This is a genomic window from Actinomadura sp. K4S16, assembly GCF_008327685.1.
In the GTDB taxonomy this organism is placed as follows: domain Bacteria; phylum Actinomycetota; class Actinomycetes; order Streptosporangiales; family Streptosporangiaceae; genus Spirillospora.
Genome location: NZ_BDDE01000036.1, coordinates 1 through 21,231 on the forward strand (window position 1 = coordinate 1; position 21,231 = coordinate 21,231).

A 21,231-nucleotide genomic window follows, 5' to 3' on the forward strand; every position below is an offset into this window, starting at 1 on the left:
CGTGATGCGGTCTCGCGGAGTTGCAGGGTGTGGATGGCTTTGGCGAGGCGGCCGGCGCGGTGGGGGCAGCAGCGCAGCTTCCGCAGGATGCGCCATGACTTGAGCTGGGCGCTCGCTCGTTCCCCGGGTCCGCGGAGCTTGGCGTGTGCGCGGTTGGCGTCCTTTTGCGGTTCGGGCTTGTCGCCTCCCTTGTAGGGCGTGAGGATGTGCGCGCCGGCACCCTGGTAGGCCTTGTCGGCCAGCACCAGTAGCCCGGTGGCCGCCAGTGCCCGGATGACGCCCCAGATCCGGGCCGCGGTCAGGTCGTGGACCGAGCCGCGCAGCGGTCCCGACACCCACAGCAGGGTCCCGTCCGGTGCGGCGATGACCTGGAGGTTCATGCCGTGGCGGCGATGCTTTCCCGAGTAGTAGGGCCGGTCGGCGGCGACCCGGTCGATGGAGACCAAGGTGCCGTCCAGCACCAGGTAGGGCAGCCCGGCTTTGACCGCTTTGGCCAGCGCGGCGCCGAGCTTGGGCGCGCGGGCGGCGAGCAGGTCGACGGTCTCGTTGACGTAGCGCCCTACCGTTGTGAATGCGCCCGATGAGTCCAATGATCGGGTGGTGCGGGTGAGGCAGGGATGGCTTACGTAACGCTGTCTTGGATGGCTTGCATGGCTGTGCCCCCTGCCTCGCTCCGCTTCTTCCTGACCGCTGGATTAGGCACTGCGATTGATCGCTATGTAGGGCGGAGTCGGCGGGGAGAGGCCGCACTTCCAACGGATCAACGAGAGGACGTGCCGGTGGGCGTGGTCGTGGGGATCGATGTCGCGAAGGAGACTCACTGGGTCGAGATCAAGATTGCCGAGAGCGGGAAGGCGGTGTCCAGCCACCCGGTGGACAACACGCCTGAGGACATCAGCGCTTTGATCGGCGAGGTCCACGATGTCGAGGGTGAGCACGGGCCGGCGCTGGTGGGCATCGACATCCTTGGCGGCATCGCCTCGCTGCTGCAGGCAATGCTGCTGGAGGCCGGCCTTGCGGTGGTCCACGTGCCCGGGCTGGCGGTCAACCGGGCACGTCGGGGAACCCGCGGCGGTGAGCACAAGAGCGATCCCAAAGATGCCCAGGTCATCGCTGACCAGGTGCGGATGCGTGACGACCTGCGTCAGGTCACCGCAATGCGGGAGGAGGACGTCGAGCTCCGGCTGCTGGCCGGGAGACGAGCTGAACTGGTGGAGGACGCCAGCCGCCGGGCCAACCGGCTGCGGGAACTGCTCAACTCCATCCACCCCGGCCTCGAACGGCAGGTCCAGGTGACCGGGAAGACCTGGCTGCACCTGCTCACCCGCTACGTCACTCCGGCCGAGATCCGAGCCGCCGGGCGGACACGCGTCCTGGCCCACCTGCGCAAGCTCCGATACGTCAAGGACACGGTCCTGATCGAAACCGCAGAGGCAGCCGTGGGCTCCGCACAACGACAGCGTGTCAGCATGCCCGGCGAGAAAGTGACCGCCGAACTGGTCAAAGAGACCGCGGCAGAGGCTCTGCTCGCCCGCGACCGCCTGGCCGCACTCGACAAACGCATCCAGGAGGCTCTCGACCGCCATCCCGACGGGACGCTGGTCGCAAGCCTGCCCGGCATGGGCCCGACCCTGACCGCAGAGTTCCTCGCCGTGGCCGGCGACGTCAGCCGCTTCGCCAACGGCGGTCGGCTCGCCGCCGCCGCAGGCCTGGCGCCCGTCCTCAAGCAATCCGGCAAGAGCCGCCACCTGAAACGAGCCCGCTCTGGCGACCGCGCCCTCAAACGGGTCTTCTACCAGTCGGCATTCTGCGCCATCGGATACGACCCCGCCAGCACCGACTTCTACCGGCGCAAACGATCCGAGGGCAAGAACCACCAGCAAGCCGTACTGGCCCTGGCCCGACGACGCGTCAACGTCCTGCACGCCATCCTTCGCACCCGAACCCCCTACAACCCGGACTACACGCCCGCCGCAGCTTGACAAAGCCATTAGGCAGCCACGCGGTGGTGGTGGAGACGGCGAATCCGGCGCCCAGTTCGGCGTAGGTCTCGCCCTTGCGCAGGTAGACCAGGGTCATCAGGGCCTGCATGCCCGGGGGTAGGCGCCGGCCCTTGCTGCCGAGGGCCTGGCGGTGGCGGCGGACGACACCGGTGGCGTAGGCCAGGGTCTGACGCGACAACGGCAGCGAAGCACGGTACAAAAGCATGTGAGGCCTCTGGTGGGGACGGGACGTTGTGAGAGACCAACCGTCCTACCAGGGGCTTCTTGACGTCCGGCACCGCCCACGCCGTCCGCGATCATGCTGTGATCAGCGCCTCCGAAGGTGCCGCTGAAAAAGGCTCAGTCCCGCTGGTCCCCAGTAACGGTGAGCAAGCGGTGGAGGTCGGCAGTGACTACTCGGTAGGTGGTCCCTACGCGGATGACCTTGCAGGGGAAGCGGTTCTCCCGGGCCAGTTGGTAGGCGCGGGTTCGGCCGAGACCGAGAGCGCGAGCGGCGGTTTCGATGGTGGTTGTGGTGGGGAGGGCCGCGAGTTCCTCATGGGTCATGGGTTCCATGCTCAGGCCTCCGGGATGTTCGTGCGGCGGGGGAAATGGACGGGACTGTGTCGTTCGCCGGCCGGAGGCGGTGCGAGGAGCGTTTGGTCGGTAATTGGTCTGGGGAAGTCGGTTGCTGCCGCGGCTACGCCGACGTCGTCCTTGTATGTCTCGCCTCTGGTCGTCGGGGACGCCTCGCGTCCGCGGGCGGGGCGAGAGTGGACGGCGTTGATGGCGGATTGGGCTTCGCTGAGGGTCGCGCAGAGGGCTTGGGTGTGGCGCCTCGCTTCGGCCAGGACTTGGCCGTGGCGGCTCAGGACGTCGGTGAGGTCTTCGCCGTGGTCGTGGCCGAGACGGTCGGCTTGAAGTTCGCGCAGGAAGAAGCGGTTGATCTGGTTGAGGAGCTGATCGAGGCCGAAGGTGGCTGCGCCCAGGTTGCCGAGGATGGTGTACGCGGTGGACGGGAGGGTGAGGCCCGGTGGGCCAGCCGTGGCGTAGTTGAGCTGGCGGACGTGTTCATACAGGTTGGCCGCTAGCTGAGCGGTCTCGTCGTCGTTACCAGCGGCGCCAGGAGCTGGCGTGTAGTCGGTCATGTAGGCATGTCCTTGTATGTGCGGGTCTCGCGTGGAACTTGTGGTCGGTCATGGCTTCGCCTCTCTTGTGTGGTGGGCACGAGGTGGCGCAGGTTCGTCCTTCCGAACACTGCACCGGAGCATTGCCTGCGCACAGTTAGCGTTGTTTGCGCTCTGTTAGTATGCGGCTGCTCTGATCATTACGCCACGACCCCGCGCGGCGTGGCGTAGGAGTTCCGCTGGTCGAGCTACCGCGATGGGCCACGGCGGCAGTGCGGGCCGGGTTGCGCAGGTGCGGCTCTGGTGGTTTGGTACGGGCTCTCTGTCAGATGGCTGCTGAGGGGGACTGGGAACGCGGCGGCCGCGAGTCGCGCAGCGTTGTGCTCCGCCGTGAGGTGCGCTGGCATCCGAGGCAACGTCGGGGACGGCGGTCGTGGAGCTGGCCGGCCGAGTCTGGAGAGTTGCGCAGCAGCTTTGCGGGCGGCTGCTGCTTGTGCGGCACGTTGCTGGAGCTGCCTGGACTCTGCGATCGCCTCGATCAGGGCGGCGAGTTGCAGGATGAGATGGGAGAGGACGCTCACAAGGTCCGGAGGGCGACCGCGTCGCCCTCCGATTTCGGAGTGAGCCAGGGCTCGGGCAACCGTGCGAAGGTTCGCGCCGTAGGGCGTCGGCGGTGGCTGGTATCCGTAGGGTTCGCGAGCTGCGCGGTCGTAGAAGTCCGCAGTGCGCGCGAGTTCTCTGTTGCCGGTGATTGCTGCAGTCACGTGTAGGACGTCGGAGGTCGCGGCGGCCACGTCAGCCCAGACGGCCGGGTCCTGGATGTGGCGCATCTGCCAGGTGGCCGTGGCGGCGGCTCGGGCGGCCTGCTGGTAGGCCGCAGATCGCTCCTGGTGAGTCAACTCGATGCTGCGGCTAAAGGCGCGCCGGTCAAAGGGGATACTTCCGTGTGAAGCTGACCAACGGTGGCGGAGCTTGGGGAGGGTGAGGTTGGCGGCGAGCCTTCCTCCGGAGAACCAGACCGGTTGGCCTTCTTGGTTGGTGTGGTGCGGAAGCGCGACCGCGTAACCGGTGATCTCTCCGGGAGTGCGGGCGCTCTCACGGGTCTTCACCAGCACCCCAGCATCTTCGAGGGCGGCGAAGAAGTCGTCCTCGGATTCGGCTCCCGCGGCTGCGGTGGCTACGTGCCGGCGAAGGGTGGTGCGAGGAGGCTCCGGCCAGTTCTTGCGATGGGCGAGTTCTGTCTCGGCTCGGGTCGGTCGAGGTGCGGCTGTGCGGTCGGCGGGCGCGGTTCGGGTGAGGCCGTAGCGTTCCTCGACGATGTGGCAGGCGTTGGCGACCTTGTAGTAGTCGCGGTGGACGTTGGGGTTGCGTCCGTCCTCGCGGGCCAGGACGACAGCGAGGTGGATGTGGTCGTCGGCATGCCGTACTGCGATCCAGCGACATGCCTGGTCGTCACCTCTGGGGGCGAATCCGGTCTGGTGCATCACCTCTTCGGCGATGTCGGCCCATTCATCGTCCGACAAGGTTCGGTCCTCTGGGGCCGCTCGGATCGAGCACTGCCAGATCGGCAACGCCAGGGGTGTGTGCCGGAGGGTGTCGAGTGGGGAGGTCAGGACACCGACCAGGTGGCGGAAGTCCCGATCGCCTCTCGCGTCGAGGCCAGGTTCCAGGGCCATGGGGAGTCGGAAACCTGCGACGATGTGGGGATCGATGTGCTCGTTGCGGCGGCCAGGGCCGTAGAGGTAGGACAGCAGCCTTGCGATGCCCTGGCCGCGGGTGACTTTGCCGATCAACGTAGGAGCCGACCGATCTCAACGGAGGAAGCGTCCACTCTGCGGAGGACGTTCTCCAGATACGACAATGCAGCAGGCAGTTCGCCAGACACCTGTCCCGTCGCATTCGCGATGCGCGCCAGCTGATTGAGGTTCACGCCGATTCGGTTCAACTGTCGCGCGATGCCGCGCAGTTCTTCGCAGAGTTCCGCGGTCGGCTGGTGTCCTAATCTGTGCTGGCGAGTGGCTGCCTGGACGGTGTGGACGATGAACGTTCCGTAGGCGGCTCCTGCTCGTTGGGCTGCCGCACAGATTTCTGTGTACTCCTGGTCGCTGACTCGGAACCTCATCTCCCGATCCCGTCGGCGTCCTCCGCCAAGCTGCGAACGTCGCTGCAGCTTGCGTGTCTGGTTGACCTGTTCGTCGCTCGTCGCTCCACCTCCGATCGACTCGTCCTGGACCGCGCCCGGTCCCGCACCACAGGAGTGTGTGCGGCGGATTTCCATGAATCCGCAACGTGTCGCGACACGGTCCTACCTTGCAGCCTCTAAGCACGCGCTGCAAGGTAGGACTGTCAGTGCGTGCTTTTCAGGCTTCTTTGGTGCTGCGGCGGGTTGGGGCGTGCCGCAGAGTTATGGAAAGTTCGGCTCCCGGGGCAGACCATCAAAAGGCTACCTCCTCTTGAATGCAAAAGAGTGAACCAACCACGGGTGTTCGTCGTCTGGAACGATCGCCCCTTCGCACAGGAAGCCCTCAACATCAGTTGGCCATGCCGGATGCGCGAGCTGAGACGCCCCGGGATTCCGGCTGCCTGGAAGACTCAAGGGGCCGACCGGGCATATTTATCAAATCGGGCATATCATGCCTGTATGGATCTATCGGTGGTCACACGCGAGGCCGTCCTCAAGGCGATCGCCGAGTGTGACGAGCTTGGACGTCGCCGTTTCCTTGACCACTACGGTTTCGATCCGGCCCGCCAGTACTTCCTCTACCACGACGGTCTCTACTACGACTCCAAAGCCATCGTGGGCGTGGCGTACCGATACGTCACGGGTCGGCCGCTGACCGCCGACGAGTTCTCCGGCGGGCGGCAGACCGTCGTCCGCCTCCTCGGACGCCTGGGCTTCGATGTGGTCAACGACGAGCCGGTCTCCCCTCGGCGACGCCTGATCGAGATCCTCGAAACGCTGCGCATCGCCAGCACCGCCGATGGCCCCGCACGACACCAGCCAATCACCCTCCTGTGGGCATTCGGACGAGCAGTACACCGCCGTCCGCGCCTTGCGCCCTGGCGAGGCGTCCACGCAGAACTGCGCGGACTCATGCGCGAATACGGACAGCCCAGCTCAAGGCCCACCCCCGAATTTCCCATCATTGCCCTGGCTCACACGGACCTCTGGGAATTGTACGGCCACATTGGAGCTGTTCCTGCTGCGCACGGAAAACCGATTTCCTGGCTCGAGGAGCAGGATCCTCACTGTGGTCTCAACACATGGGTCTACGAACTCATCACGTCTAACGGATCAGCACTAACAGAAGCCGTTGCGGCACTCGGCGAGCGATTCTTCGAGGGCGCCCTTCCCGATGCCTTGCTACGAGAAGTCGGCCTGAGCCAGACGAAGCGAACTGTTACTTCCCCAGCTGCGAGACCGAGCCATCTGGAGACCTATCTACGCCTATGTCGCGCCATAGAGGCGGCCGAGGAACGCGGCGACCACGATCGGACCTCGACAACAGCTCGGGAGCAACCCGTACGCTCTTCAGCAGCCGTCAAGGCCGTGCTGATCCGAAGCGCTGGTCAATGCGAGAGCCCACTGTGCACCGGCCAGCCCAACGACACGAACAAGAACGGCGATCCCCTTCTTGAGGTAGACCACGTCCATGACCGTGCCATGTGGGGGCGCGACCACCCCATTCAGATGATCGCTCTTTGCCCCAATTGCCATGCCGTAAAGACAAGAGGTCGGACGGGCGAGCATCTCAGGGAGATACTCCTCTCCGAGGCGCGGGCGAGACACGCAACTTGGGTGTCCCCGGCCTGAGTCCAGGCGTCGGCAGCGTTCCACATCGTCGGCAAGTCGAACCAGATGTGGAACATGTGGCCCTGCGTCCTGTGGCCACAGATCATCGCGAGCAACGAACTTTCGCCTGCCGATGGGGCTCAACGGGCAGAAGGGGCCAACTGCGGTTGCCCCTGCCAGATTCGGAGGCAACCGACGACCAGCCGGCGAAGGAGACTGCTCTGCCGGCGGCGCGGCACCGGATCAGCAACCCAGAGTTGCGCTCCTGCAGTAGGCGCCTTCGCCTTCGACGTGCCCCAGGCGCCCTCGGGTGTCCGAGTGTGTGGTACCTCTGGCTGGTTATGGGGGTTTCTCAGGCTCCGACGAGCAGGGTGCTCAAGGAGCAGGTCGATGCGTCGAGCAAGTTCATGGGCGTTCTTCGCCTCAACCAACTGATCAGGCAGTAAGGCCCAGAGGGAGCCGGTGTACTCGCCCCAGTAGATACACAGGCCGGGGTAGCGTCGCCGCAAGGATTCCACCGCCTGGTCAAGATCCATTTCTGGTGCCAACCCATTGCTCCACGGAGCGGTAGCCGGGTCAAGGAGGCTGCTAGCACGGGCGGCGTACTCAGGGAAATACACAACGTCACCTCCAAGGCGAACGCGGCGAGCGCGTTCGTCAGGTGCTGGATGGCCAGTACGGCTGGATGAGGTGTCGTGCGGCCGGTGGAATCCGGGGGGAACAAGCCACCGGCCGCACGACTGCCGACCAGGACGGTCGGCGAAGGGCGCGCACTAGGGGGTGCAGCGCGCGTCCTGGTCTCAGTGGTTGATCAGAGCCCAGGCGGCGTGGCCGTCGGCGCGGTCATCCTGACCGGTCTCGTCGGCGTACGCGTCGGCCAGGAGCAAGCCGCGTCCGTGCTCGGCGGGATCGACTTTCCCGTCCATTCGGGTGGTGGCAGGGCCGTCGTCCAGCACCGTAAGGAGCGTCTGATGGCTGCCGACGAGGAGCTCAACCCTGATCCGGCCACCAGGCGCGCCACTCGCCGAGTGCCAGAGCGCATTGGTGCCGTACTCGCTGACGATCAACTCGAACGCCTCGGCCATCCGTGGCTCTGCGGACAGAAGGAGACGGACCCATCGGCGTAGAAGTGGTATCGCGTCGGTTACGCCCGGCGCGTCAATACACCACAAGAGATCGTCTCTGCCTGCAGCGGTCCTCACTTTGTCATCGCGGACCTGGCACACCGCCGGCCCATCAGAGATAGCCAGGGCGCCATCAATGATCGGCCTGGTGGACGGCCCACTACGGCCAGTTGACCCGGCTGCGCAAGAGGGGCCCTCGGTGCTCTGGTGGATAGGCGGTGTCACGGCCCTCAGAGCTATCCTCATCCGTACCTCCCTTTTGTCGGTGAGGCCGCGTGGCCGGGCAAGGGGCTGCAATCCATAGCCCGGCCACGCGGAGACTGCTCGGCACACGGAGCCACCGCACCTCGGTACACCTGGAGCTCTGCCGAGCTTCCTGGCCACTGGCGCGACCCATCCGCCACCTTCTCCATCTGTGATCCTATAGTCGCTCTCCGTGCTGCCATGACATAGTGACTGTGTACAGTTCATGATCACAATGAACTCATAGATATTCGTGAACGAGTTGAGTTGACCACCCCGCCGAGGGTGCAGAGGGCAAGGCACACTGCCACTCATGGTCCAGCCGCACAGCCCGACGGTTCGTGGCCGTCGCCTCGCCAGAGAACTCCGCGAACTACGCGAACGGGCCCAATTGCGTCCGGAGGATGTCGCTCAACGCCTTGGCTGGAGCCGTCAGAAGGTCATGCGGATCGAGCGGGCCCTCACCAAGGCCAGCAGCAATGACCTCAGCGCGATCATGGATCTCTACGGCGTCATCAGCCCCGAGCGTGATGCTCTGCTCCAGCTCGCCAAGGACGCTTGGAAGCGAGGCTGGTGGACCGCCTACCGCGACATCTTCACCGGCACGTATCTGTCCCTGGAGGACGAGGCATCCCAGATTCGCGAGTGGCAGCCACAGGTGGTTCCGGGACTGCTCCAGACGCCCGACTACGCCCGCGAAGTCGTGATGGCCTTCACCTCGGACACCGCGGACATCGAGCGCCGCGTTGCCGCGCGAATGACCCGGCGCTCAATCCTGAGTCGCCCAAGCGCTCCTGACCTCCACGTCATCCTCGACGAGGCCATCCTGCACCGCAGGATGGGCGGCGCCGAGACGATGCGAGGACAGTTCGATTCGCTACTCGCCGATGCTCGGCGCCCGCATGTGAACCTCCAGGTGCTCCCGTTCGACCGTGGCAGGCATCCGGGTCTCAACGGAGACTTCGTCGTCCTGACGTTCGAGGTAGGCGTAGACCCCGACATCGTCTACCTGGAGACTCCGGGCGGCGACATCTACCTGGAGTCCGAAGAGGACGTCAGTCGCCGTAGGGTGGTCTTTGACGAACTATCCGAAATGGCATTGTCTCCAGACGAATCACGGGCGCGCCTCGAACGTGCCGCAAGGGAGATCACCGGAGATGGCTAGCGTCACCCCCCGCACATGGCGTCGCTCTTCCTACAGCACCAGCGGCGAGAACTGCGTGGAAGTCACAACCTTGGCGCCTGGGCTGGAAGACCAGGACTCCCGCCAGGCCTCTTGGACGAAGAGCGCGCTCAGCCAGCAGTCGACTGCTGAGTACGTTGTGCTTCCGTGTGTCAGGGGCTACGCGGCCGTGCGGGACTCCAAGGATCCGGAAGGCCCGAAGCTCGTCCTCGAAGGTCGGGCATGGCAAGAACTCCGGCGCCAGATCAAGGCCGGCGCCTTCGACCAGGGGTGACCTGGTCAACACCTGGTACCGCCCCCATAAGGCTGCGCCCCTCTGATGGCTGAGTGGCGGAACGCCTGTAGGCGGTCACCTGAACAGGCAGAAGAGCCCTACGGAGTGATGGTGTCGGTGTACGCCGCGTCCACCTCGGCTGTGAAGGTGTCCTCGGCGTCGTCGCCGTCGGTAATGGAGACGCGGGATTGGCGGCTTCGGGACCAGAAGGCGCGCATGTCCGGGCTGGTCATGAGGAACCGCAGGGCGTTGCGCAGTTCGGGGAGCTCGATCGTGTGCGTCTCTTAAGCGACCTTCTGGAGGTTGAGGATCAGATTGCAGTAGTGGTCCTTGCGGGTCGTTTCCTCGCCGGGCGCGGGGGCGGGCCAGACCGAGCGAAGCTCACTGTCCTCGATGGCCATCTTGATCAGGTCGGTGTGCAGCTCGCGCCGTCCAGGCCGCACAGGCCCTTGCCGGCCTGGAAGGATTCCTCGATCGTCCAGCGGCGGCCCGCGACCGTGACCAAGGTCTGCAGCGGGACGGGCGCGGGTGCGTAGCAGCGGTAGAACGCCAGCTCACCGGTGCGGCGGTTGCGGCGGACCGGCAGCCACCGGCAGCCACCGGCAGCCGGGCCGCTGGTGGTCGATGCCGACCAGGGCCCAGCGGTAGAGGCGTTCGCCTTTGGCGCCGGTCCCGGTCGACAGGGGCTGCCAGGCCTGTTTGGGCAGTGCGGCGGCGGCCTGGTCGGCGCGGCGGGTGCCGACGCCCAGGGTCACGCGGTGGCTGGAGGCGACCGCCAGCACATACCCCACACCGCGTTGTTCCAGCTCACCGCGCAGGTCCGGGCCTTGGCCGTAGACCTCGTCACCGGTGGCCCACCCCGCCTGCACTCCGGCGTCCAGCGCGCGGGCGAGCATGCGGCGGGCCAGCTCGGGCTTGGCGGCGAAGTGCCGGTCGGCGGGCACCCCGGCCGCTTGGCGCCGCGCGGTGTCGCCGGCCCAGATGCGGGGCAGGTACAGCTCCCGGTCGATGAAGGCGTGCCCGGCATCGGTGGCGTAGCCGAGGAACACCGCGACCTGGCTTTTCTCGATCCGGCCGGCGGTGCCGGTGTACTGGCGCTGCACCCCGGCGCTGCAGGTGCCCTTCTTCAGATCGCCGGTCTCGTCCACCACCAACACCGCCCCCGCCGCCCCGAGCTGCTCGGTGACATAGCCGCGCAGGTCATCACGTACCTGGTCGGCGTCCCACACCGCCCGGCTCAGCAGATACTGCACCCCGTAGGGGTCGCGGTCCCCGGCGTGCTCGGCGATCGTCCAGCAGTTCTTGCGCGGCAACTCCGCCAGCAGCCCCTCCAGCAGGCCCCGGAACCGCCGCCGGGTCTCCACCCGCTTGAACCTGCAGGCCACCCGGCCCAACAGATCCTCCAGCATCGTCTGCCACCGGCCAGGGTCTACGCTGGTCCAGCGGCCACCACGCGATCTTCGGTTGTCCTCACAAACACCCATGATCGCGCGGTGGCCGTCTGCATGCTCCAGCACCCTCACCAGCAAGATCACGACTTACCGCTGGAGTATTAGCCTTAGCAAGGATAGTGCCACTACAACTAGAGTCCGAACCCGTCAGCCCAATTCGAGGTCGAAGTCCTCCTCACGGCCGGCGAGCCCATCCTCGCAGCGCTTCAACTCCGCCTTTAGATCGGCACGCCTTTGCGGGGCGAGCGCGGACCGGTCGAGCATTCCTCGCAAGGCGTCCCGCCGGATAAGTAGGTGAACGGGGCGCCCGGGGCTAATGAATTTCCCTGTGTATGCATACGCGGTCTGGTAGTCCTGCTGGGCGATGCAGAGTCGGGCCCTGAGGCCGGTCCGAATGTCACGGCGCTGCCTGGTGAACTTGCGGTCTAGTTGATCCAAGGCGGTGCTCGCCTCGTCGACTCGTGAGGTGCGCAGCGCACAGAGAACATAGTTGGCAAGCACCTCAAAGCGTACGTTGTCAGACTTCTCCACTGCCTTCTGGGCGAATTCATAGGCGGTTTCCATGTCGCCGCAGAGATACTCCACACGTGACGTACGGTGGCTGACCATCTCTGGGCGATCAATGTCCGCCAGACGGACTAGCAGGGAGAGTGCCGTGTCCCGGGCGCCCAACTTGCAGGCGATCTGGACTTTTAGGTCCACTACGTAACGGTTATCGGGCTGTTTCTCCTCCGCACGCGAGATGTGCTCCTCGGCACGGGTTAGATCGCCAAGGCGAAGATAGCAGTCGGCCATCTCACGATGAATTGCCATGCCACCACGTCCGCTGTCAAGCGCCTTCTGATAGTGCTTCAAAGCCTCACGGTGCTCACCCCTATGCCTCTCCAAAAAACCCTGGAGGAAGAGTGCGTCGCGTATCTGGCCACGCTTCATGAGCTCTGCAATATGGTCGCCCGCTTCCACGAACTCGCTGAGCTTCACATGCGCGCGGATGAGCGTCGTCCGGACCTGGTGAATGCCGGGATCGGCGTCGAGCGCGTCGGTCGCCATATCGACTGCGCGCTGATACTCCTGCTCGTGGTAGTACTGCTCGGCCAGCCTTACTCGGTCGGTGAGCAGAGCGTAGGCACGAGGGGTGGACTGCTGCCCGGCCATGTCCATGGCGCGGAATAGTGTGCGCTGCAGGGCCAAGTAGTCCGTTCCGTCCTCGGACCGAGCCAGGAACTCATCAAGTTTGCTCGCAACCGCCCCGTACTCGGCTTTGCTGCAGGCGCCGAACTCGCGGCGGATGGCGTCCACAGCAGGCCCGGAAACCTCGTACCAGCCACCGACAGTGGGAACAATCAGTGAGACGTCAATCAGATGGATCAGGGCTTCGTCGATACCCTCATCCGAGGTTCTGGTCGTCTCTTGCAAGACGGACAGCGGCAGCGGGCTATTCGCTGCCATGACGCGGAGTACCTTCTGCTCCAGGATGCTGAACTTGTTCTGCCTGAGATAACTGGTGAGCGGCGACGCACCAAAGTCCGAAAGCAGTCGGCTACGAATCCCGAGGTCGGGCCCATATGCCATGATCAGTTCGAGTGCGAACGTGACCGAGGGCGGATAGCCGCGGACCGCGGTGGTGATCTCCCTGACGGTCGCGGGGTCCAGGGTGATCTGCCGTGCTTTCGCCATGAGCCCGATGAGTCGGCTAATGTCCGCATCTTCCAGGGGCCGAAGATGGACGACGCCGAGAGGGCGCATTCCTCGTGCGATGAAGTGATCCGGTGAGGGTCGCCTGTTCGTGAGCAACGCGGTGACGATCTCCGGATACTGGCTCAGCGCCTCGATCAGGTCAAGGATATACGGTGCTATGTCACCGTCGTTGTCCAGGAGCCCACCCACGTCATGAAGCACGGGCATCTGATGGTACTGACAGATCTCCTGAAACTTGGCCAGCACATGGGCAAGGGCTCGAGCATCGCTGAGCGCGGTGATCTCTTGGGTCCGCTGCAGGGATTCTTCGGGGGTCTCCGAAGGATCGACCAGCGCGGAGAGCTTCGCGGCGAGGGCTTGCACGGTGTCGCCGGGCTCCACGTCGACGACCAGTAGGGTTTCCAGGTCCAGCGACTCGCGCACCATCTTGGCCAACGTAGCGCGTCGGCCAATGCGGGGAAGTCCTGTCACGCAGGCGACCTGACTCTCCGCTCCCGGTTCCGGTGCGGAATAGACATCCTGAAGTGCAGCGATCTCGGTGGCTCGGCCGACAAAGCGCGGACTCTGCCCCTGACGCACCATATCGTCTATGAGGTTTCTGATCTTGCGTGCAGCAGGCTTCGCTGCGATCGTTGTGATGTGCTTAGTGCGGTTCAACCAATCCGGCAGATCCTCGGGCGCGATAGCAGAATCAAGACGGACGACTAAGACGTTTTTGATCCGCCCCATCGCTGCCTGAAATCTTGCCTCACGGATCTCGTGTCCCACCCAGGGGGATGCTAGAGCAGCCTTGCTAAGGAAGAGCACGAACGCGGCTGATTCTTTCAGGGCGTCGTCAATGGAGCCGAGGATATCGCCACCAGCGTGGAATGACCGGTAGTCGACCGTGGCGAAGGCCCGACCGATCTCGGACGCCACTTCCCGCACGAAGTCGGCGTCCTTCGTTGAGTAGGAGAAGAACGCCTTGATCACGGAACGACCGGTCCTCTCGGGGCGAGCGGCTGGGACGAGGCGGACGCCTGCGAAACCTGGGTAGGGATGACCTCCGAGGTCTCGATCAGATCAGCAGCCCCCGCGACATTGCCCAACACCTGGGCCAGTTCCAGGAGAACCAGACGCAGCGACTCGAGATCAGCGCGTAGAGCGATGATCTCCTGCCAGGTGTTCTCATGCTCAACGGTGGAGCAGCCGACGGGCGCGGAGCTCTCCCAGGCCGTGAGCCGCGGATGCCACTTATTGAGAACAGGCCGCACCGCCCTGTTAAGTACGGTGATGGCGAGATTCCCGAACGATACCTCGTTGCGCGCTCCGGGTGGAGCGACCTCGGGGCCGTACCGTTTGAGGATGTCACGGACCGTCGCGAAGAGGACGTACATGGAGTTCAACGCTTCACGCGCCGACCCCTCGTCCTCCCGCAACGGGACGACGGACACCCGTGTCACCAGTTCCACGTAGAGCTCCCAGGCAGCCCTCCGCTCGGCGTCATCAGGCTCCCACTCACCGCCAATCTCTCCCAGGAGCGGAATGGTGATCTTGACGTTCAGCCGCTTCGGCCGCATGCGCCCCCCTATCCCCCGACACGTGTCGATCCGTCAGATGATAGACGAGTCACGGGTGCACGGAGGGGCGGCCCAATCTAACGCCTAGATATTGAGCCTTTTCAGTCTGATGAGGTTTCGCGGAGTTGCAGGGTGGGTGTGGATGGCTTTGGCGAGGCGTCCGGCGCCGGGCAGCGGCGCAGCTTCCGCAGGATTCGCCATGACTTGAGCTGGGCATTCGCGCGTTCACCCGGTCCGCGGAGCTTGGCGTGTGCACGGTTGGCGGCCTTTTGCGGCTCAGGCTTGTCGCGTCCCTTGCAGGGCGTGAGGATGTGCGCGCCAGCGCCCGGATGACGCCCCAGATCCGGGCCGCTGTCAGGTCGTGGACCGAGCCGCGCAGTGATCCCGACACCCACAGCAAGGTCCCGTCCGGTGCGGCGATGACCTGAAGGTTCATGCCGTGACGGCGATGCTTTCCCGAGTGGTAGGGCCGGTCGGCGGCGACCCGGTCGATCGAGGTCAAGGTGCCGTCCAGCACCAGGTACGGCAGCCCGGCTTTGACCGCTTTGGCCAGCACCGCGCCGAGTTCGGGCGCGCGGGCGGCTAGCAGGTCGACGGTCTCGTTGACGTAGCGCCACGTGCCCAGCTCAGTTGACCTCGGGAGTTGAGGTGAAGGCCCACCTATTTGAGCCCGCTAATGAGGACGGGTCAGGTTCTCCGGGCCCTTCCAGCGAGGTGGCGGCGATCGGGGTTATCGGTTGCTGGCTCTACTTCTGGTTCTGGCGAGGGCTTCTAGGGCGGTTTCGTCGGCGTCGGGGAGGGTGTGTAGGTAGCGCTCGGTTGTGGCGATGGAGGCGTGGCCTAGGCGTTCCTTTACTACCTGGAGGTCGGCGCCGCCGTTGAGGAGCCAGGAGGCGTGGGCGTGGCGCAGGTCGCGCATGGTGGGTTTGAAGTCGAGGCCGGCGGCGGCCAGGGCGGGGTTCCAGATGTTGCGGCGGAACCAGTCGTTGGGGATGTGGCCGTCGGTTTCGCGGACGCGGCGCGGGCGAGGGTTGTCCTTTCCTTTGGCGCGGCGGGCGGCTCGGTAGAGGGAGAAGGCGCCTCGGCAGTAGTCGCAGCGGCAGCGGCCGGCGGTGTAGCCGCTGAGCGTGCCGTGGTTGTAGGTGCGGCCCTTCTCGTTGGGTTCCGTGCGGCCGAGCGTCTCGGGGTCTGGGATCTCGGTGATGCGGGCTCGAGGCTTGTCCTGGGGCGGCATCTGGAAGAGGAGGTCGTCCCGGGTCAGGTTGGCGGTTCGGATGTGGTCCTCGAGCTTCTCGGTGATCTGGGTGCTGAGCTTGAAGCGGCGGAACTCCTTGTCCTTCGGGTAGTCCTTGACGAGGAAGTGGCGGCCTTCCGGGTGGAACTGCGGGTTCAGCTCGACGACGGTGCGGCTGACCGTGAGGATGCGGGTTCTGAGGTTGACGTCCTTCACGCGCAGCTCGCTGAGTTCGCCCCAGCGGAGGCCGCTCTCGACCTCGGTTTCGGCGAGGAGGCGGAAGGTGCCTTCGGGGAGGGCGTTGTAGACGTCGTCGAACTGCTCGGGCGTGATGATCTCGAGGGGCTTGCGGACGACCGGGGGTGTGCGGACGCCGCGGCAGGGGTGGATGAAGGTGACCTGGTCGTCCATCGCCGTGGTGAAGATGGCGCTGAGGATGATCTTGTTGTAGCGGATGGTCACGGGCTTCATGCCCTGGTTCTTGAGGGCCGTGATCCACGCGCGGACGTGCTCGGGGAGGATGTCGATCATCCGCATCGAGCCGAACGTCGGCATGATGTGCTTGTAGATCGCGTACGTGTAGCCCTCACGGGTGGTGGCCTCGACCTCGTGGTTCGGGAGCCAGACCTGCTCGACGTAATCCTTGAACCGCTGCTTTCCGCGGCCTGGATCGCCGGTTCGGCCTCTGGAGACCTCCACCTCGGCTCGCTGCCATGCCTTGTCGGCTTCCCTTTTGTTGGAGTATGTCCCGGCTGACCGCAGGCGGCCCTTGATGTCGACGTAGCAGGCCGTGTAGCGGTACTTTCCGTTGTTGCCTTTGCGCTTCTTCGCGTATCCCACGAGGCGATCTCCCCATGATCATCCGTCCGTGATTTGTCCGTGGACGGTGGCGAACCGGTCAACCTCGTCCGTGAGCGCCTGACACCGGAACCTGCCGTCCACCTGCGATTTTAACGCGAATCAGCTTTACCTGCATGACCCCCAAATGGCCATGATTTGGAGTTCGGGATGAAGAGGTCGTGGGTTCAAATCCGGCCGCCCCGGACGCGAAATGCCAGATCAGAGATCGGTTCTCCAACAAGGAGCCGACCTCGAAATCTTTTTTCCCGTCTTTCATCCACGGACGTTGCTTCCACTTACGAAGACTGAGCTGATTCCACTTCGTCTGGCGTGGCGGCCCGATGCGGTGGTCACGAGGGTGGCGTGGTGTGGCCAGGCGATGAGACGAGGGCAGCAGGCCCTGGTCGATGCTGTTTTTTTGAGAAAGTCGAAGGCGCGGAACGGCACGCTGTCAGGCCATTGTGACGGCCAAGAGCACCTGGATCACTCCTGCGGCTGTTCCGATTAGCGTCAGGGCGGTCATGAGCGTTTGCTTCCGCTCGATGGTCGGCTGTCCGGGCGCAGGTTCGCTGTAGTGGGGAGCCGACTCAGCACCGGGGCGAGGTGCTGGCGCGGTCACCTGCCGGGGGCTGCGGCGAAATCCCAGAATTCTTAGGAGAGCATCGGTCTTGTAGACCGCATGGGAGGGCTGGTGCGTACAAGCCATTAGCCGCCCGCTCGCGGGATTCCTGCAGGGAAAGCCTCTGCTCGTCTCGACGCCGCAGAGTGTGGGCACGGCACACAACTCATAGTAGGCCCATGTCAGTAGCGGCAGGATCCACAACTCTGGACGGCCGGACTTCCAAGCCGATATCGCGAGTACGATGACCGCGCCCCACCAAATCAAGATCGCGTTACGTCGCTTTTCGGCTTTGGTCAGGCGTCGCGCCATTGCTCTCCCCGTCTCGCCTTGTCGTTGCTCGACGGGGGTAGCGTAAGACTAAGCGCTTCATCCGTGTATGCATTTTGGCACACTCGAGGATTATCCAGTTATTCACCTCTCAACGATCTTCTAATTCAGTTTCGCTCTGGCGGTGGAATCGCCTCGTAGGCGAATCCTTCGAAAGCTGCGCACTGTCAGAAGATGCGATCTATCGCCTCAAGGAGGACGGAATCCGCCCCGACTGGGGGGCTGACCCGCCCCCGGGATGAGCGCCTGCCCAGCACCGGCGAGACGAACTCATCGACGACTGCTCCTCCTCGGTCACCGCTTTCGCCCCGACCCCTGCCCGACGGGCGGGCAGGGGTCGGGGTGCTGACGCCGCGTCCAATGTTGGGTCTTGCAGGGGCCCGATCGTTACTCTACAAATCGTAGTACTACGCCGTGTCGTGGATAGGGGTCGGGATGCGGGTTCTCATTGTGGGGGCAGGGATCAGTGGGCTCGCGGCCGCGCGGGGTCTTCTGTCCGCCGGGCACCGGGTCACGGTGCTGGAGCGGGCGGACGGTCTCCGGGACGCGGGCGGCGCGATCATGGTGTGGCCCAACGGCACGACCGTGCTGCGCGACCTCGGCGTGGACGTCGCCGGGCTCGGCACGCGGCTGTCCGGTTTCGCGATGCTCAGCGCACGCGGACGGCAGGTCATGACCATGCCCGGGGAGAAGCTGGAAGCCCGGCTCGGCGCCCCCTGTCTGTGCGTCCCGAGGGGCGACCTGCTGACCCGGCTTCACCAGGGGCTTTCCTCGGGGACGGTGCAGTTTGGGGAACGCTTCGCGCGGTACCGGCAGCAGGGCCGAACCGTGCGGATCGAGACCGAATCCGGGGCCGTCCATACCGCGGATCTCCTGATCGGCGCGGACGGCATGTGGTCCCGCGTCCGTACGGCGCTGTTCGGCGCCGGTGGCCCGAAGCCGACCGGTACGGCAACCTGGCAAGGGCTCACCCGCTCCACGCTGGATCTCGGCGGACGCTCACTTCTGCTCGCGGGCCGGGAGGGCAAGGCGGGCCTCGGGCCGGCGGGCAATGGCCGCGTGTGGTGGTTCTTCGACGTCCCGTGGACGCCCGGAGACCCCACCGGAAGCCCCCTCGACCGACTTCGCCGGCGCTTCGGCGGCTGGACCTGGCCGGTCCCCGACCTGCTGAGCGAACTCACCGACGACGACGTGCAGATCTTCCCGAACCACCGGCACGCCATCCCACGCCACTGGGGCAAGGGACGTGGCGTACTGATCGGAGACGCCATACACGGGATGCCCCCATTCATGGCCCAGGGGGCCAATCAGGCGCTGGAGGACGTGTCCCTCCTCCTGAGCCTGCTGGCCCAGGGAGAGGGACGGCTCACGCATTACGGCCCGCAGCGTCACCACCGCGCCCGCCTCGCCTCATCGATCGCGGCCTCCGGCCGATTCGCCGACGGCCCGCTGAGCATGCTGCAATCCGAACCCGTCCTCCGCGGCATGTCAGCGGCACCCGACGCGCAGACGACGAAGGCCCTGACGACCTTCCTGCGAGCCACCAGCAACCGCCTCCGAGCAGCATGACCACTGCCGGCTGACGCCGAGCGTGGCGGATCTCAACCGCTCGGAACCTTTGGTCCCGGAGAGCCGTTCGGTGACGGCCGACCGGTCAACTCTCATACCCGAGACGGCGCAGGCGGTCGGCCATCATGCGCGCGTCCCGTTGGTGGTCGCTGACCGAGGTGAGCTTCGGGCCGCTGTTCCGCATGTCCCAGTAGACGGCGATGACACTGCCCTGGCGGACCACGACGGCGTTCTCCGTCGACGTGACCGGCGGGCTGGCCTGGTGCCGGACGACCGTCGCGCGGGTGGCCTCGTCGCCGATCGCCAGGCGTGCGAAGGACGCGCCCTGCCCGTGGCACGTCTGCTCGTACTGGATGATGGCGGCCATCTTGCGCGCGGCGGCGCCCGGATCCGAGAACGCGATCAGCTGTTCGCCGCGGCTGGAGGAGGTGGCCTCGTCGCCGGGCTGCGGATTGCCGTTGTAGCTGACGTCCAGGACCTTGACCACGCCGTCCATGCCGGGAGCGCCCGTGTCCAACTGGCCGCGGCAGCCGGGGACGGAGATCGGGGCGGTGTCGTCGGCGGGCGCTATGGTCCATCGGTCGCGCAGATTCCTGTAGTCGCCCTTGTCGGGATGCCGCTGCGCGGTCGTGCCGTAGATGAGGTCGCCGAGGCGCAGCGTGCGGGGATGGGCCTTCGCGGACGCGGTCGTGGAAGGCGGGGTGAGCGTCCTCTGGTCGCCGCCCGCGCCGTCGATCGCGAACACGGGAACCGCGATCGCGGCGGCCGCCGCGATCGCCGCGGCCGCCAGCCGGTTCCTGCTGCGCCGTCGGGCGCGGCGCACGATCTCGCGCGGCTCGGGTCCGGTGACGTGTGCGGTGACCTCCCGGCGCAGCCGGTCGAAGGCGTTGTCGACGTCAGGCATGCGGGATCTCCTCCTTGTCGTCCAGAAGCTCGGCGAGGCGCTGCCGCCCGCGTGAGAGGCGCGCCTTGATCGTGCCTTCCGCCACACCCTCAGACCGCGCTATCTCGGCCACCGGATGGCCGGCCATGTGATGAAGCACAAGCGCGCGCCGCTGCTCCGCCGGGATCCGCCGCAGCGCCGCAACCAGGGCGACCGACGCCTCGCTCGGCGGCGGCCCGTCGGGCGGAGGAGTGTGGCGGCGCAGCATCGCGACGGAATCGCGTGCCCTGCGCCACCGGCTCACCGCCAGGCGGTAGCCGACCCTCGCGACCCAGGCGCGCGGCTGGTCGTAGGACTGCAGCCGGCCCCACCGGGACCAGGCGCGGGTGAACGCCTCCTGCACGACGTCCTGCGCCTCGGCCATGCCGCCGGTGAAGGCGTACAGCTCGGCGACGAGCCCGGGATAGGTCGCGCGGTAGAACTCGGCGAAGGCCGTTTCGTCCGCCACGTGCTCCCCTCTCAGCCATCTTCGTTTTGAGATACACGCGGCCGGCCCCCGGCTGGTTGCAGGCAAGAACCGGGTAATCGTCTGGCACCGCCTCGGACGCGGCTCAGGCGGTCCCCTCGGCGTGCCGGGCGGTGAAGCCGGTCGCCTCGGCGTTGCTGTTCGGACGACTCGTCGGGACTTGTGGACGATCGGTCGCGCGAGCTGACGGTCCTGTACGCCGCGGCGTGCACGGCGGCGCCGCCGATGCCAGACGGTTGGCCGCTTGGCTGGTGAAGACGGCTGGACGGCGCGTCCGCCGGGACAGAGGATGAGTCGGGCGGGCTGCCTTTGGGCTTGGTCCTCGGCGAAATGGCGGGCTATTTGATGCGATCGAGGAAGGCCAGCACTCGATCGGCGGCCTGCGTTGCGGCGTGGTCGTCGTGCGACGGCAGGCTGCTGTCGGTGAACAGGTGCCTGTCGCCGGGGTAGAGGAACAGTTCGGCATTCGCCGCCGCGTCGACGAGCGCCCGGGCCGCGTCCAGGTCGCCCTCCCCCGCGAAGAACGGATCCCCGTCCATGCCGTGGATCTGGACCGGAACGTCGTCGGGCCAGGCGCCGCCGAACTCCGCCACAGGGAGGCATGCTTCCAGGAGCAGCGCGCCCTTCGCGCCGGGGCGGGTCTGGGCCAGCTTCTGCGCCGGCAGGACACCGAGAGAGAACCCGAGGTAGACGAGTTCCGCGGGCAACCGCTCGGCAGCGGCGGTTCCGCGCGCGATGAGCGTGCCGAATCCGGTGGCCTCGGCGTAGCCCATGCCCTCCTCGAGGCTGTCGAACA

15 protein-coding genes and 5 pseudogenes are annotated in these 21,231 nt (G+C 65.9%); 5 read left to right on the plus strand and 15 right to left on the minus strand.

Translation table 11 applies throughout. The features are described from left to right. A pseudogene (locus K4S16_RS43955) lies at positions 1-569 on the minus strand (transposase family protein); the annotation flags it as partial. A 210-nt stretch (positions 570-779) separates the two neighbouring features. Between K4S16_RS43955 and K4S16_RS43960 the strand changes: the two are divergent. After that, positions 780-1,982 (plus strand): IS110 family transposase, encoded by a 1,203-nt coding sequence (locus K4S16_RS43960; RefSeq protein WP_149265077.1) that lies wholly within the window; start codon positions 780-782, stop codon positions 1,980-1,982. A gap of 16 nt (positions 1,983-1,998) precedes the next feature. Here the strand turns inward: K4S16_RS43960 and K4S16_RS43965 are convergent. The 4 genes and pseudogenes from K4S16_RS43965 to mobC form a co-directional block, all read right to left on the minus strand. Further along, positions 1,999-2,208 (minus strand): annotated as a pseudogene (locus K4S16_RS43965) (transposase family protein); the annotation flags it as partial. A gap of 352 nt (positions 2,209-2,560) precedes the next feature. After that, on the minus strand, positions 2,561-3,130 hold the full coding sequence (locus K4S16_RS43975) for a hypothetical protein (protein ID WP_149265080.1): 570 nt from the start codon (positions 3,128-3,130) through the stop codon (positions 2,561-2,563). A 227-nt stretch (positions 3,131-3,357) separates the two neighbouring features. Further along, entirely contained in the window at positions 3,358-4,902 is a 1,545-nt protein-coding gene (locus tag K4S16_RS43980) for a relaxase/mobilization nuclease domain-containing protein (RefSeq protein ID WP_149265081.1), read from the minus strand. Beyond that, the gene (gene mobC, locus K4S16_RS43985) at positions 4,899-5,387 is read right to left on the minus strand and encodes a plasmid mobilization relaxosome protein MobC (RefSeq protein ID WP_149265082.1); all 489 of its coding nucleotides are present in this window, start codon (positions 5,385-5,387) and stop codon (positions 4,899-4,901) included. The genes K4S16_RS43980 and mobC overlap by 4 nt, the downstream gene beginning before the upstream one ends. Before the next feature lie 363 nt (positions 5,388-5,750). Between mobC and K4S16_RS43990 the strand changes: the two genes are divergently transcribed. After that, entirely contained in the window at positions 5,751-6,923 is a 1,173-nt protein-coding gene (locus tag K4S16_RS43990; protein ID WP_149265083.1) for an HNH endonuclease signature motif containing protein, read from the plus strand. Between the two features lie 779 nt (positions 6,924-7,702). On the opposite strand, the gene K4S16_RS46850 is transcribed toward K4S16_RS43990, so the two are convergent. After that, complete coding sequence (locus tag K4S16_RS46850) at positions 7,703-8,584, minus strand: ATP-binding protein (RefSeq protein ID WP_149265084.1); 882 nt, start codon at positions 8,582-8,584, stop codon at positions 7,703-7,705. Here K4S16_RS46850 and K4S16_RS44000 point away from each other — a divergent pair. Continuing rightward, positions 8,583-9,434, plus strand: coding sequence for a helix-turn-helix transcriptional regulator (locus tag K4S16_RS44000; RefSeq protein ID WP_149265085.1), 852 nt, complete (start codon positions 8,583-8,585; stop codon positions 9,432-9,434). The genes K4S16_RS46850 and K4S16_RS44000 overlap by 2 nt on opposite strands. After that, positions 9,427-9,726 carry a DUF397 domain-containing protein gene (locus tag K4S16_RS44005; protein ID WP_149265094.1) on the plus strand — a complete coding sequence of 100 codons (300 nt, stop codon included), beginning with the start codon at positions 9,427-9,429 and terminating at the stop codon, positions 9,724-9,726. Before K4S16_RS44000 ends, K4S16_RS44005 begins: the two co-directional genes overlap by 8 nt. Positions 9,727-9,824: 98 nt before the next feature. Here K4S16_RS44005 and K4S16_RS46305 read toward each other — a convergent pair. The 6 genes and pseudogenes from K4S16_RS46305 to K4S16_RS46695 all read right to left on the minus strand — a co-directional run bounded on the left by K4S16_RS46305 (position 9,825) and on the right by K4S16_RS46695 (position 16,508). Further along, positions 9,825-10,127 (minus strand): annotated as a pseudogene (locus K4S16_RS46305) (DUF6082 family protein). A gap of 29 nt (positions 10,128-10,156) precedes the next feature. After that, positions 10,157-11,120, minus strand: a pseudogene (locus tag K4S16_RS44010) (IS701 family transposase); the annotation flags it as partial. A 204-nt stretch (positions 11,121-11,324) separates the two neighbouring features. After that, positions 11,325-13,847 carry a toll/interleukin-1 receptor domain-containing protein gene (locus K4S16_RS44015; protein WP_149265087.1) on the minus strand — a complete coding sequence of 841 codons (2,523 nt, stop codon included), beginning with the start codon at positions 13,845-13,847 and terminating at the stop codon, positions 11,325-11,327. Continuing rightward, entirely contained in the window at positions 13,844-14,434 is a 591-nt protein-coding gene (locus tag K4S16_RS44020) for a hypothetical protein (protein ID WP_149265088.1), read from the minus strand. Before K4S16_RS44020 ends, K4S16_RS44015 begins: the two co-directional genes overlap by 4 nt. An 84-nt stretch (positions 14,435-14,518) precedes the next feature. Beyond that, positions 14,519-15,050: pseudogene (locus K4S16_RS44025) on the minus strand (transposase family protein); the annotation flags it as partial. Between the two features lie 114 nt (positions 15,051-15,164). After that, complete coding sequence (locus tag K4S16_RS46695) at positions 15,165-16,508, minus strand: site-specific integrase (RefSeq protein WP_149265089.1); 1,344 nt, start codon at positions 16,506-16,508, stop codon at positions 15,165-15,167. A 1,384-nt stretch (positions 16,509-17,892) separates the two neighbouring features. On the opposite strand from K4S16_RS46695, the gene K4S16_RS44035 reads away from it, so the two are divergent. Then, positions 17,893-19,026 carry an NAD(P)/FAD-dependent oxidoreductase gene (locus tag K4S16_RS44035; protein ID WP_149265090.1) on the plus strand — a complete coding sequence of 378 codons (1,134 nt, stop codon included), beginning with the start codon at positions 17,893-17,895 and terminating at the stop codon, positions 19,024-19,026. A gap of 85 nt (positions 19,027-19,111) precedes the next feature. On the opposite strand, the gene K4S16_RS44040 is transcribed toward K4S16_RS44035, so the two are convergent. The 3 genes from K4S16_RS44040 to K4S16_RS44050 all read right to left on the minus strand — a co-directional run. Next, positions 19,112-19,930, minus strand: a complete 819-nt coding sequence (locus K4S16_RS44040; protein WP_149265091.1) for a hypothetical protein — start codon at positions 19,928-19,930, stop codon at positions 19,112-19,114. Then, positions 19,923-20,417 (minus strand): RNA polymerase sigma factor, encoded by a 495-nt coding sequence (locus K4S16_RS44045; RefSeq protein WP_149265092.1) that lies wholly within the window; start codon positions 20,415-20,417, stop codon positions 19,923-19,925. The genes K4S16_RS44040 and K4S16_RS44045 overlap by 8 nt, the downstream gene beginning before the upstream one ends. Positions 20,418-20,773: 356 nt before the next feature. Then, the coding region (locus tag K4S16_RS44050) for a dienelactone hydrolase family protein (protein ID WP_149265093.1) at positions 20,774-21,231 on the minus strand (458 nt) is incomplete at its 5' end.

Bases quoted from the DNA above. Each gene is read 5' to 3' on its own strand.
- K4S16_RS43975 (WP_149265080.1), bottom strand. From the start codon at position 3,130: ATGACCGACTACACGCCAGCTCCTGGCGCCGCTGGTAACGACGACGAG.
- mobC (WP_149265082.1), bottom strand. From the start codon at position 5,387: ATGGAAATCCGCCGCACACACTCCTGTGGTGCGGGACCGGGCGCGGTC.
- K4S16_RS43990 (WP_149265083.1), top strand. From the start codon at position 5,751: ATGGATCTATCGGTGGTCACACGCGAGGCCGTCCTCAAGGCGATCGCC.
- K4S16_RS44000 (WP_149265085.1), top strand. From the start codon at position 8,583: ATGGTCCAGCCGCACAGCCCGACGGTTCGTGGCCGTCGCCTCGCCAGA.
- K4S16_RS46850 (WP_149265084.1), bottom strand. From the start codon at position 8,584: ATGAGTGGCAGTGTGCCTTGCCCTCTGCACCCTCGGCGGGGTGGTCAA.
- K4S16_RS44005 (WP_149265094.1), top strand. From the start codon at position 9,427: ATGGCTAGCGTCACCCCCCGCACATGGCGTCGCTCTTCCTACAGCACC.
- K4S16_RS44020 (WP_149265088.1), bottom strand. From the start codon at position 14,434: ATGCGGCCGAAGCGGCTGAACGTCAAGATCACCATTCCGCTCCTGGGA.
- K4S16_RS44035 (WP_149265090.1), top strand. From the start codon at position 17,893: ATGCGGGTTCTCATTGTGGGGGCAGGGATCAGTGGGCTCGCGGCCGCG.
- K4S16_RS44040 (WP_149265091.1), bottom strand. From the start codon at position 19,930: ATGCCTGACGTCGACAACGCCTTCGACCGGCTGCGCCGGGAGGTCACC.